Origin of the sequence: Notoacmeibacter sp. MSK16QG-6 (assembly GCF_024158145.1) — a bacterium.
Taxonomy (GTDB): domain Bacteria; phylum Pseudomonadota; class Alphaproteobacteria; order Rhizobiales; family Rhizobiaceae; genus Notoacmeibacter.
The window spans coordinates 159,073-171,831 of the sequence record NZ_JAMYXM010000003.1 but is presented as its reverse complement, the minus strand read 5'-3'; the positions used below and the strand labels follow the sequence as shown (position 1 = coordinate 171,831).

The 12,759-nt window shown below is 59.5% G+C and carries 10 protein-coding genes; 8 read left to right on the top strand and 2 right to left on the bottom strand.

Translation table 11 applies throughout. The features are described 5' to 3' along the window. Positions 1-91: 91 nt before the first annotated feature. The 6 genes from NIM86_RS11865 (at position 92) to serA (ending at position 7,337) form a co-directional block, all read left to right on the top strand. Positions 92-715 carry a LysE family translocator gene (locus NIM86_RS11865; protein ID WP_253382383.1) on the top strand — a complete coding sequence of 208 codons (624 nt, stop codon included), beginning with the start codon at positions 92-94 and terminating at the stop codon, positions 713-715. A gap of 219 nt (positions 716-934) precedes the next feature. Beyond that, on the top strand, positions 935-2,278 hold the full coding sequence (gene glmM / locus NIM86_RS11860) for a phosphoglucosamine mutase (protein ID WP_253382380.1): 1,344 nt from the start codon (positions 935-937) through the stop codon (positions 2,276-2,278). 141 nt (positions 2,279-2,419) lie between these two features. Further along, positions 2,420-3,358: an outer membrane protein gene (locus NIM86_RS11855; protein WP_253382378.1), complete on the top strand. Its 939-nt coding sequence runs from the start codon at positions 2,420-2,422 to the stop codon at positions 3,356-3,358. 172 nt (positions 3,359-3,530) lie between these two features. Further along, the gene (locus tag NIM86_RS11850; RefSeq protein ID WP_253382376.1) at positions 3,531-4,331 is read left to right on the top strand and encodes an outer membrane protein; all 801 of its coding nucleotides are present in this window, start codon (positions 3,531-3,533) and stop codon (positions 4,329-4,331) included. A gap of 146 nt (positions 4,332-4,477) precedes the next feature. Then, positions 4,478-5,644 (top strand): phosphoserine transaminase, encoded by a 1,167-nt coding sequence (locus tag NIM86_RS11845; protein ID WP_253382374.1) that lies wholly within the window; start codon positions 4,478-4,480, stop codon positions 5,642-5,644. Positions 5,645-5,738: 94 nt separating this feature from the next. Next, positions 5,739-7,337 (top strand): phosphoglycerate dehydrogenase, encoded by a 1,599-nt coding sequence (serA, locus tag NIM86_RS11840; protein WP_253382372.1) that lies wholly within the window; start codon positions 5,739-5,741, stop codon positions 7,335-7,337. A gap of 55 nt (positions 7,338-7,392) precedes the next feature. On the opposite strand, the gene NIM86_RS11835 is transcribed toward serA, so the two are convergent. Further along, entirely contained in the window at positions 7,393-8,316 is a 924-nt protein-coding gene (locus NIM86_RS11835) for a DMT family transporter (RefSeq protein WP_253382370.1), read from the bottom strand. A gap of 212 nt (positions 8,317-8,528) precedes the next feature. Here NIM86_RS11835 and NIM86_RS11830 point away from each other — a divergent pair, with 212 nt between their 5' ends. Further along, positions 8,529-9,821: an adenylosuccinate synthase gene (locus NIM86_RS11830; protein ID WP_253382368.1), complete on the top strand. Its 1,293-nt coding sequence runs from the start codon at positions 8,529-8,531 to the stop codon at positions 9,819-9,821. A gap of 127 nt (positions 9,822-9,948) precedes the next feature. After that, entirely contained in the window at positions 9,949-11,667 is a 1,719-nt protein-coding gene (locus NIM86_RS11825; protein WP_253382365.1) for a hypothetical protein, read from the top strand. Positions 11,668-11,764: 97 nt separating this feature from the next. On the opposite strand, the gene rpoH is transcribed toward NIM86_RS11825, so the two are convergent. Beyond that, positions 11,765-12,673 carry an RNA polymerase sigma factor RpoH gene (gene rpoH, locus NIM86_RS11820; RefSeq protein WP_253382363.1) on the bottom strand — a complete coding sequence of 303 codons (909 nt, stop codon included), beginning with the start codon at positions 12,671-12,673 and terminating at the stop codon, positions 11,765-11,767. Positions 12,674-12,759 lie beyond the last annotated feature (86 nt).

The window sequence follows — 12,759 nt, the reverse complement described above, 5'->3', positions numbered from 1 at the left end:
AAGTGGAGCGATAAGGTTTGTGGCTTGGGGCCGTTCGCTTCGCTCCTGCGCCGCGCATCGACCGGTTGTCCAGAGGTGTCGAGGGCAAATCATGAGTATGGAACTTTGGATCGTCTATCTGATTGCGTCGCTCGGCCTGTCGCTGACGCCGGGGCCGAACGGGCTTCTTGCGCTGACGTCCGGGGCACGGTTCGGTTTTCGGCCATCCGTTTTCACGGTGCTCGGCGGCGCTCTCGGGTTCTTTTGTCTGATCGCCGTATCTCTGGCAGGAATAGGCGCTCTTCTCCTGGCATCGACGACCGCATTCACCGTCGCCAAATGGGCAGGCGCGGCCTATCTGGCCTATCTAGGCATTCGGCTGTGGCGCGCGCCCGCTATCAATATCGATCCAAACGAAAACGACTTCCCCCGTTCAGGAGTAAAGACATCGAAGCTTTTCATGGAGGGCTTCATGGTGTCCGTCTCCAATCCAAAGGCGATCATCTTTTTCGCGGCGTTTCTGCCGCAATTCATGGTGCCCGGCGTTTCCTATTCCGTTCAGCTTCTGGTTCTGGGTGGCACGTTCGTCGTTGTCGAGGTCGCCTATGAACTCATTCTGGCGGGTTTGGCAGGCAGGATCGCGCCGTTCCTCACCCGGTACGGTCGCGCTTTCAACCGGATCACTGGCGGAATGTTCGTCGGAATCGGCGCTGTCATGGCCGCCGCGCATAAGTAAGTCACGCTGCAACTAGTGACGATAATGCAACGCATGGAAGTAAATTCTTCCGTGGCGGAAAGCATCTTCTGCGTTTGCCATCTGTTTGCCCAAACTCCGTTTCTTCTCCTTGTTAACCACGGCGAAGGGACGCGCCGGATCGGTAACGCGATGACAATTATCTTGATGCTACAGACCAGCGAAAATGCTGCATAAGGTCGCATCGACGGGGAGAACCGGATGAACAGACGATATTTCGGTACTGACGGTATTCGTGGACGCGCCAATCGCGGCAAGATGACCGCCGAAGTGGCCATGAAGGTCGGTATGGCGGCAGGCGTCGCATTCAAGAATGGTGGCCATAGGCACCGCGTCGTCATCGGCAAGGACACCCGTCTTTCGGGCTACATGCTTGAGAATGCGCTGGTCGCCGGATTTTGTGCGGCTGGAGTCGATGTTTTTCTTCTCGGTCCTATTCCAACACCAGCCGTCGCCATGCTGGTGCGTTCCATGCGGGCCGATATCGGCGTCATGCTGAGCGCCTCCCACAATCCTTATTTCGACAATGGCATCAAGCTGTTCGGGCCGGACGGCTACAAGCTGTCCGACGAGATCGAGATGAAGATCGAAGGGCTGATGGACGAGGATCTGTCGCGCCGCCTTGCCGGTAGCGACGCCATCGGCAAAGCCAAGCGCGTCGATGGTGTGCAGGATCGTTATATCGAACATGCCAAGCGCTCGCTGCCACGCTCGCTCGACCTCAACGGCATGCGGGTCGTCGTCGATTGCGCCAATGGCGCGGCGTATCGGGTCGCGCCAGCGGTACTTTGGGAGTTGGGCGCCGATGTCGTTTCGCTCGGCGTCAGCCCTGACGGTCGCAACATCAATGACGAATGCGGTTCGACCAGCCCCGGCGCATTGGCGCGAAAGGTGCATGAGGTGCGGGCCGATATCGGGATCGCGCTGGATGGCGATGCAGACCGGATCGTGATCGTCGATGAAAAGGGCCGTGAGATCGACGGCGACCAGATCATGGCGCTGATCGCGGAAAGCTGGCTGAATGCCGGACGCCTGACGGGCGGCGGCGTGGTTGCGACCGTCATGAGCAATCTTGGCTTCGAGCGGCATCTCGGCAAGCTCGGCTTATCGCTTGCGAGAACCAAGGTCGGCGACCGTTATGTTGTGGAGCATATGCGCGCCAATGGCTTCAACGTAGGCGGAGAGCAGTCCGGCCATGTCGTCCTGACCGATTACGGTACGACGGGCGATGGTTTGATTACCGCATTGCAGGTTCTCGCCTGCGTACAGAAAGCGCAGAAGCCTGCCAGTGAAGTGCTCAATCGCTTCGAGCCGGTTCCGCAATTGCTTCGCAACGTGCGCTATACGTCCGGCGCGCCGCTGGAAGAGGACGAGGTCAAGAACGCCATCGAATCGGCGCGTGGCCGCCTTGGCGATAGCGGTCGGCTCGTCATCCGCCCATCGGGCACCGAGCCGCTGATCCGCGTTATGGCGGAAGGCGACGATACCCATCTCGTCACCATGGTTGTCGACGAACTCGTTGAAATCATAGACCGCGCCGCCTGATTTCTTTCCATCGCAACTGTCTTGAATATCAGGCCCGCCGATCATCTCGGCGGGTCTTTTCCATGCTCGCCCGAAGCGCTTCTTTACCTTAATCGTTAGGCTTAAGCGGCAATTAATAATTCACCTCCATAGTGTTCCCGAATGGAAAAGGCCGCGACGATTGGCGGCATCATGCGAGGTACGATCATGAAACGCTCTTCGATGGCCATGGCAGGTGCGGTGCTGCTGTCATCGGCTGCCTATGGCAGCGCGGCCCTGGCGGCCGACATCTATGTTCCCGAACCAGAAGTGGTCGTCGAGCCGGCGCCGGTTTCATATGCGCCGGCGCCTGTCGAGCATGGTTTCGGTAGCTGGTACATCCGCGGCGATGTCAGCTATGCGTTGAAAAACGAAGTCAACGATATCGAGTACATCACTTATGGTCCGGGCGGCGGGATCACCGCGCCAGGGACCGGCAGCTTCGACAGCACCGATCTGGACAAGACTTTCGATGTCGGTGTCGGCATCGGCGCCAATATCGGCAAGTATTTCCGCGCGGAACTGGGTGTCGACTATCTCTTCAAGTCGGATTTTCGTGGTTCGACGACTGGTGTGTGCGGCGGCGGCGGTGTCTGTAATTCCGATGACAGTTCGGAAGTGAGCATCATCACTGCCATGGCGAACGCCTATGTCGATCTTGGCACCTATCACGGTTTCACGCCGTATGTCGGCGGCGGTATCGGTGGCGCATACGTCAAATGGGACAATCTGGTGAACGATGACGGCACCGTCGTCGTGGAGCATGAGGGCAACTCCGAATGGCGGTTCGCCTGGCAGCTCATGGCCGGTGCGTCGTACTGCCTGACCGAAAGCCTAGAAGCGGATATCGGCTACCGTTATCTCGACATCGAAGGCGGTCGCATGTTCCAATATGCGGCTTCGGGCGGAACGGGAACCGGTCCCGGCTTCGATGACGGCTTCCAGATACACGAAGTCAAAGCCGGCCTTCGCTACAATTTCGGCGGCGCCAATCCACGCTGCGAAACGGCGTATGTGCCGCCGGCACCACTGCCGCCCGCACCGCCGCCCATCTACAAATAATCCGCCAATGCGATTATTCGAGAGGCCGCCCTTCATGGGCGGCCTTTTCGTTTCGCAGCGTCATTCTCTTGCTTGCGGCTATGCTTAACTGCGCTTTAACCGCCATGGTTAACAATGGCTGACAATCGAGGAGCGGCGATTCTACGCGCCGTCTTATCCGGAGTCAGTCCAAATGCGTCAGTTGCCTTTCTTCCTTACCGCCGCCGCCTCGCTGCTCTGCGGCGAAGCGCAAGCCGCCGATTACGACTACAATCCGCCGCTGGTCGAGGAGGCAGCCTTTCCGGAGATGGAAGAGTATGTGCCTGTCGAAACCAAGACACAGTGGTATATTCGGGGTGATCTGGGCGTCGATATCACGAATATCCCGGAAACCTTCAACAATGGCGGGGCCTATAACTCCATAGGTTCGTTGAGCGGGTCGGTCGCGGCCGGCTATCAGTTCAACGATCTTTTCCGGATGGAAGGCGAGCTAGGCTATACCGGGCTCGGAGATTTCGATTCGGACCCGACTGCCGCCTTCTGTCCAGGTACGGATACCGCAGTTCCGGCAGCCACAACGGTGCCCTGTTTTGTCGAAAGGGACGGCGGCTCACATGCATGGACGTTCTTGGTCAACGGCTTTTTCGATTTCGGCACCTTCGCGCGCATAACGCCTTATGTCGGCGCGGGCGCCGGCATCGCATATACCGATTACGGCGTTTATACCGAAACGGAGTGTACCGACTCCGGAACCTATAGCTGTACGTTCCCCGGCACGCTTTATAGCGATGTTCGCGAGCGCGAATTCCACTTCGCCTATCAGCTCAGCGCGGGTGCGTCCTACGATTTGACCGACAAGCTGAAGCTCGATCTCGGTTACCGGCTGTTCGGTATTCCGGGGGCCAAACAAGTGGTTCGCGACGGCGATGGCGTGAAATTCGAAGACAGCACGTTGCAGCATCAGATTCGTGTCGGCCTGCGTCTGGGTCTGTAAGCCGACCCCTGTTTTTTCCTATCCAGCCGCCCGGTTCGAAAGGACCGGGCGGTTTTCCTTGACGAAGGCTCCTGCACCTTCTAAGGCGACTGCGGGCCATCCCTCCCCAACGAGGGACGCCCTATCTGTGAGGATAGGAGACATCGATGACAGATACGACCAAGCCGGCCACGCGCCCGGCTCGCCCCTACTTTTCGTCCGGCCCCTGCGCCAAGCGCCCCGGATGGACCGTCGAAGCCCTGACCGACGCCCTTCTGGGCCGGTCTCATCGCTCGAAACCCGGCAAAACCCGTCTGCAGCACGCGATCGACCTGACGCGCGAAGTTCTGCAGGTGCCCGACACGCATCGCATCGGCATCGTGCCCGGCTCCGACACAGGTGCGGTCGAGATGGCCATGTGGACCATGCTCGGCGAACGCGCCGTCGACGTTCTGGCTTGGGAAAGCTTTGGCTCCGGCTGGGTTACCGATGTTCTGAAACAGCTCAAGCTCAACGATGCCCGCAAGATCGAGGCCGGCTACGGCGAGTTGCCCGATCTCGGCCAGGTCGATTTCGACCGTGACGTCATCTTCACGTGGAACGGCACGACGTCGGGCGTTCGCGTGCCGAATGGCGATTTCATCCCGAACGATCGCGACGGTCTGACTATCTGCGATGCGACCTCGGCAGCATTCGCGCAGGACCTGCCTTTCGACAAGCTCGATGTGGTGACCTTCTCCTGGCAGAAGGTGCTGGGCGGTGAGGCCGCGCACGGCGTCATCATTCTCGGCCCTCGCGCCGTCGAGCGGCTGGAGAGCTACACGCCGGACCGCGCGCTGCCGAAAATCTTCCGTCTGACCAAGGGCGGCAAGCTGATTGAGGGTATCTTCAAGGGCGAAACGATCAACACCCCCTCCATGCTCTGCGCGGAAGATTACATCGACGCGCTGGAATGGGCCAAATCGGTCGGTGGCCTGAAAGGGCTTATCGAGCGGGCGGACGCCAATGCTCAGGTGCTCTGGGACTTCGTCGATGAAAATGACTGGATCGGCAATCTGGCCAAGGACCCGGCGACACGCTCCAACACCTCGGTGTGCCTTACGATTACCGATCCGGACGTGCTGGCGCTCGATGCGGACGCACAGGCGGCCTTCGCGAAGGCTTTGGTCGGTCAGCTCGACAAGGAAGGCGTTGCCTATGATATCGGCGCCTACCGCGATGCACCGGCGGGCCTCCGTATCTGGGCAGGCGCGACCGTCGAAACGGCCGATCTAAAGGCTCTCTTGCCTTGGCTGACCTATGCGTTCGAAACGCAGAAGAAGGCGCTCGGCTGAGCACTTCCTGATTTGCGGCGAGCGGCCGTGGCCGCTCGCGTTCATCCCCATCTTAATTTCGGGCGGGAGCCCGTAACAGCAGGAGGCCAAACCTATGGCACCGCGCGTACTCATTTCCGACAAGCTTTCCAACGCCGCCGTCCAGATCTTCAAGGACAAGGGCATCGATGTCGACTTCCAGCCCGATGTCGGCAAAGACAAGGAAAAGCTGGCCGAAATCATCGGCGACTATGATGGGCTGGCGATCCGCTCGGCGACGAAAGCCACCGAAAAGCTGATCGAAAAGGCGACCAATCTGAAGGTCATCGGCCGCGCAGGTATCGGCGTCGACAATGTCGATATTCCCGCCGCCTCGCGCAAGGGTATCATTGTGATGAATACGCCGTTCGGCAACTCCATCACAACCGCCGAACACGCTATCGCGATGATGTTCGCGGTCGCCCGCCAGATCCCGCAGGCCAATGAGAGCACCCATGCCGGCAAGTGGGAAAAGAGCAAGTTCATGGGCGTCGAGATCACCGGCAAGACACTCGGCATTATCGGCGCCGGCAATATCGGATCGATCGTCGCGTCGCGCGCCATCGGCCTGAAGATGAACGTGGTCGCCTTCGACCCATTCCTGACGCAGGAGCGCGCCACACAGATCGGCGTCAAGAAGGTGGAACTGGACGAGCTTTTCGCCCGAGCCGACTTCATCACGCTGCATACGCCACTGACCGACAAGACCCGCGCCATTATCGATGCCGAGGCCTTTGCCAAGATGAAGGACGGCGTTCGCATCATCAATTGCGCGCGGGGCGGATTGATCGTCGAAAGCGACCTCGTCGAGGCGTTGAAGAGCGGCAAGGTCGCCGGCGCGGCGCTCGATGTTTTCGAGGAAGAGCCGGCCAAGGAAAACCCGCTTTTCGGCATGGACAATGTGGTCTGCACGCCGCATCTCGGCGCATCCACCAGCGAAGCGCAGGAGAATGTGGCGCTTCAGGTGGCCGAGCAGATGAGCGACTATCTGAACACCGGCGCAGTGACCAATGCCATCAACATGCCGTCCATCTCGGCGGAAGAAGCGCCTGTCCTGAAGCCTTTCGTCAAACTGGCGGAAATGCTCGGCTCATTCGTTGGCCAGGTCACGGATTCGCCGATCCGCGAAGTCGAAATCATTTTCGACGGCTCGACCGCCGCAATGAATACGCGTGCGCTCGTGTCTGCTGCCGTTTCAGGTTTGATGCGGCCGCAAATGCCAGAGGCCAACATGGTTTCCGCGCCGCTTCTGGCGAAGGAACGTGGTGTGATCGTTTCGGAGGTGCGGCGCGATAAGAGCGGCGTTTTCGATGGATACATCATGCTGCGCGTGAAAGCGGACGATACGACTCGCACTGTGGCCGGCACGGTCTTCTCCGACGGCAAGCCCCGCTTCATCCAAATCAAGGGCATCAATATCGATGCTGAGATCGGGCGTCATATGGTTTACACGACCAATATCGACAAACCCGGTTTTATCGGTGCTCTCGGTACGACACTCGGCGAAAGCGGCGTCAACATCGCCAACTTTCAACTCGGCCGAAAGGAAGCGGGCGGCGATGCAATCGCGCTGCTTTATGTCGATGGTCCGGTTTCTGACGATGTTATCGAAAAACTGACTGCTCATCCGCAGATCCTGCGGGCAAGAGCGCTTTCCTTCGACGTCGAAGGGTAGGACGGAAAATCCCATTTCAAACGACTAAAATGGCGGGCCTTTGGGTCCGCCGTTTTTATGTCTTCGGTTTAAACCGCTCAGCCAAAGCGATGCCGCTGAAGATCAGACCAAGGGACACGGCCTGCCAGAGATGAAATGTCTCGCCGAGCACGACAACGGCGAGCAATGTGCCCCAGACCGGGATCAGATTGGTAAAGAGACCGGCCCGGTTGCCGCCGATCAACTCATTGCCCTTGATGAAGAGGCTCTGGCTGCCGATGGAGGGAAAGATTGCGGCGAAGATAACCACCGCCCATGCCGTCGCATCGGGCATCATCAGATTTCCGCTTTCCGCTTCCCAAAGCGCATAGGGCAATGCGGCGATTGTCGCGCCTGCGGCCATGCCCGTCATCGTCGATTGCCAGTGAAGCGCTGCTGGTTTTGCCCGCAAGGCCACGGTGTATGATGAATAGACGACGACAGCGCAGAGCAGAAGCGCGTCGCCTCGATTGATCTGCAGGGCCGCCAGATTTGCCAGATCGCCTTGGGCGGCGACCATGGCGACGCCGCAAAGACCGAGAACCAACCCGACGATCTGCATCAAACTCGGTCTAAGCCTATAGACCACGAAATTCAGCAGGAAGATTGCGACCGGCATACCGCCCTGCGCGATGGCGGCATTAATGGCCGTCGTGTAGTTCAGGCCTGTATAAAGAAATATGTTGAACAGGGCGAAGCCGAGGCCGCCGAGAAGCATCAGGTGAGGCAGAGCGCGCTTGAGGTTCGGCCAGTCGGCTCGAAGGCGCGGTCTGCTGATGATAAGCAGCACTATCAAAGCGACGAGCCAGCGTAGAAGCGTCAGCATGCCGGGGGAGATATGGCCAGCAGCAATGCGGCCCGCCACCGCATTGGCGCCCCAGAAGAGGGTGGTCAGCGTAAGAATGGCGTAAGCGCCGACTAGCGGGCTAATGGTCGGTGTGGAGGTGCGGGGCGAATGCATAAATGCTGGCCTACTTCGCCGTGAATGGTCAGGCAAGCGGGCATGGATAGCCGGATGCGATCGATCCTGGCGGCTTTGGTGGAAATTTGTTCAATGGGTGGTCGGCAAGACGGCAATCAACCGCTATAAGGCGCGCGTTTGCCGACAATCCGATCGCCTTTTCGCTGGGCGGACCGAATGTCTCAATTCAAAACCGTGAGCCGGAGCAGAAAATGGCCAATGTGGTGGTGGTAGGGTCGCAATGGGGCGACGAGGGCAAAGGCAAAATCGTCGACTGGCTCTCCGACCGCGCCAATGTGGTCGTTCGATTTCAGGGCGGCCACAATGCGGGTCATACACTCGTTATCGACGGCACCTCGTACAAGCTCTCGCTTCTGCCGTCGGGCGTGGTGCGAGGCAAGCTCTCGGTAATCGGGAACGGTGTGGTGTTCGATCCGCGTGCCTTCATCGCAGAGATTGGCCGGCTGGAGGCGCAGGGCGTTTCCATTACGCCGGATGTTCTAAAGATCGCCGAAAACGTGCCGCTGATCCTTTCCCTTCATGGCGAACTGGACCGCTTGCGCGAAGAACGAGCCGCCAAGGGTGCGCGGATCGGCACGACCGGTCGAGGCATCGGTCCCGCCTATGAAGACAAGGTCGGACGCCGTTCGATCAAGGCGCTCGACCTGCTCAATCCAGACGTTCTGCCCTCAAAGATTGAACGCGTTCTGGCCCACCACAATCCGCTCCGGCGCGGGTTGGGTGTCGAGGAGATCGATCCGCAGACCTTGCTGGACGAACTGGCCGAAGTCACGCCGACCATCGCGCCATTTATCGACCGGGTGTGGAGCGTACTCAATGAAAAGCGGCGGGCGGGCGAGCGCATTCTCTTTGAAGGCGCGCAGGGCAGCCTGCTCGATGTCGACCACGGCACCTATCCGTTCGTCACTTCCTCGAACGTGGTTTCAGGACAGGCGGCGGCCGGGTCCGGCCTCGGTCCGAATGCCATCGATTATGTGCTCGGGATCACCAAAGCCTACACGACACGCGTAGGAGAGGGGCCTTTTCCGACAGAGCAGCTGAACGAGATAGGCCAGACGCTCGGCGAACGCGGCCACGAATTCGGAACGGTCACTGGCCGGCAGCGCCGTTGCGGATGGTTCGACGCCGCTTTGGTGCGCAAGAGCGTCGCCATTAACGGCATATCCGGCATCGCGCTGACCAAGCTCGATGTGCTCGACGGGTTGGATGAGATCGCGATTTGCACCGGCTATAGATTGGACGGCGAAGAGATCGATTATCTGCCGGCCAGCGCCGATCTGCAGAACAAGGTCGAGCCGGTCTATGAGACTTTTGAGGGATGGAGCGAAACCACGGTCGGCGCTCGGCGGTGGGCCGATCTGCCTGCACAGGCGATCAAATATGTGCGGCGGATCGAGGAATTGATCGGCGCGCCGGTCGCCATGCTATCCACATCGCCGGAGCGGGACGACACCATTTTGGTCACAGATCCGTTTCAGGATTGATGCGCAGTTGACGGCGGCTCCGCGGCGGGATTTGAAAGATTAGCGAAAATCGTTACGTTCCGGCTGTTCCGCACTATCAGGGATGGTGCAGAGGAAAGCGCAGGGCGGGGGCAAGGATAGCAGACTGATGGCGGATATTGCGGCGGTTCTCAAAAAGACGATTGACGGTCTACCCCGTCACGATACCGGCATTCGCGCCAAGGTTTACGATAAGGCTCGTGCGCAGATCCAGGCCAAACTTCTGGCCGCCAAACCAGATGCCGATCAGTCGGTGATTGATCGTAATATGGCGGTGGTCGAGCGGGCCATTCGCGCTGTCGAAGACGACTACCGGTTTCAGGATGAGCTAGGCGATGTGCTGGGCTCTGAGGAAGCGGACAATCCGGCCCGTTTTGCAGCGGACAGGGACGAGGGGACCAACGACGAACCGGTGCTTCCACCGGACGAACCTCCGGTCGACGAGCCAGCTCAGGATCATGCGTCGCAAACAGCCGACGAAAGTGTTCCGCCGATTGAAAACGATGCCGTTTTCAATGAGATGATCCCCGCCGATTACGAAACGCCGCCCGCCGCGCCCGAACTTGCAGATGCCGCGCCGGAGCTTCGGCCGGAACCGTTCGAGCCGGAAACGCCACGCGCCGACGAGCCGACCAGCCCGATCGACGAGGTCACTGCCGATACTTCCGATACCGTTCTGGTGGCCCCAGTCCACGATGGCCCGGAATACGACTCTGGCCTTACCGACCCTGCCGACACTAGTCTGGATGAAGAATCGGATCGGCCGGAAGATTTCTTCCGAGAGGAGCCGCGTCCTGCCGTCACCCGGGTGCAGCGTAAGCCGCGCCGTTGGGGCGCTATCGCCGCCCTTGTGATCCTTCTTCTTCTTGCGGGCGGGTTAGGCGCTGTCGCTTACTTCATGCCGGATTTCGTCGATGACCAGATCGCTGTCATCGAAGATACTTTCGATGGCATTCTCGGCGAGAACGATGACTCAGGCAACCAGACATCGACCGATGGTGACGGCGATACGGTTACGCCGAATGCCGATCAGGCCTCTACCGATGCTGCGCAGACACGTCCGGAAAAGTTCACGCAGCGTTTGTCGCCGGACGGATCTGAAAGCGATGCCGGATCGACAGGCGAGCCGGTCGACGAGTTCGGCGAGGGCACGTCCGTCGCGCCGCTGACCGTGGCGCAGGCCGACAGCGAGCCGAATAGCCAGGCCAACGGCGAGGCTCAGACAGAAGAGAATCAAGCGGAAAGCGATACAGCGCAGCCGGCGGTCCAGGTCGGCCAACGCGCCATCTATTCTGAGGAGCGGACTGCCAATGAGCAGCTTCGCCGGCTCCAGGGCAGCGTGGTATGGAGCAGGGTCGAGGAGCAGCCCGGTCCCAATATGGAGGATGAGCCTGCCCTTCGCGCCGATCTGTATATTCCTGACACCGGTACGTCATTGCGGTTGACGCTGCGCCGCAATGGCGACCGCTCGCTGCCTGCGAGCCATGTGATCGAGGTTATCTTCGAGCCGACCACGAAGGAGCCCGGCCGCGGCATTCGCAGTATTCTGCGGATGATGCTGAAGGATAGCGAGGCGGCGCCCGGCAATCAGCTCAGCGCTTTTCCAGCCGAGATCGGGAGCAATTTCTTCCTGATGATGCTGGATGAGGGGCAGCAGGCGCGTCAGGCCAATCTCGAACTGATCCGCAACCGGGACTGGATCGATTTGCTGGTCGTTCTGGAAGCGGGCCGGCGTGCGCTCTTTACGATGGAGAAGGGGCTACCCGGCGCAAAGGTCGTCGACGAGGTGCTGGACTACTGGCAAAGCAATCCATTACCGGAAAGCTGAGTTGGGCCATCGTTCAAAGTATCTGGCCTGAAAACAAAGAACCCGCCACGGCAATCCGGGCGGGTTCATTTTTGTCTGCAGTGCTTTCGGTCTGCTCTCAACCAGCGCTGAGAGCTTCAACCGCAGGCGTTTGTTCCAGCTTCTTCGCTGCGTCCTGCATCTGTTCCTGAACCTTCTCGAAGGCACGGACCTCGATCTGCCTCACGCGCTCGCGGCTGACGCCGAACTCACCGGAAAGCTCTTCCAGCGTAATCGGGTCTTCCGACAGGCGACGAGCCTGAAAAATTCGCTTCTCGCGATCGTTCAGGATGTCCATCGCGTCGGCAAGCATGGCTCGCCTGGTTTCAAGCTGATCCTGTTCCAGCAGAAGGTCTTCCTGACTTTCGCTTTCATCGACCAGCCAGTCCTGCCATTGCCCGCTTTCACCTTCGCTGGCGCGAATCGGCGCGTTCAGCGATGCATCGCCGCCCAACCGCCGGTTCATCGAGATCACGTCCTCCTCCGTCACCTTGAGGCGGGTTGCGATCTCCTTGACCTGATCGGGATGAAGGTCGCCGTCATCCAGCGCCTGAATCTTGCTCTTGGTCTTGCGGAGATTGAAAAACAGACGCTTCTGATTTGCGGTCGTACCCATTTTCACGAGCGACCAAGAGCGAAGAATGTACTCCTGGATAGCCGCGCGAATCCACCACATGGCGTAGGTGGCCAGGCGGAAGCCGCGCTCCGGCTCGAATTTCTTCACCGCCTGCATCAGGCCGACATTGCCTTCGGAAACCACTTCACCGATCGGCAGGCCATAACCGCGATAACCCATCGCTATCTTGGCCACGAGGCGGAGATGGCTCGTAACGAGCTTATGCGCGGCTTCGGTGTCTTCATGCTCGGCGTAGCGTTTGGCCAGCATGTATTCTTCGTCCGGCTGGAGCATGGGAAATCGCCGGATTTCTTCCAAATAACGCGTCAGGCCACCTTCGCCGGTGGCGACGCTCGGTAGTGTCTGGGCCATAAAGCACCCTCCTTCATTCTATCGGCTTCCTGCTGGAGGCAAGCCGAGCCGGTCGTCATCATTGTCCCGTGAACGAGCGGCAAGCT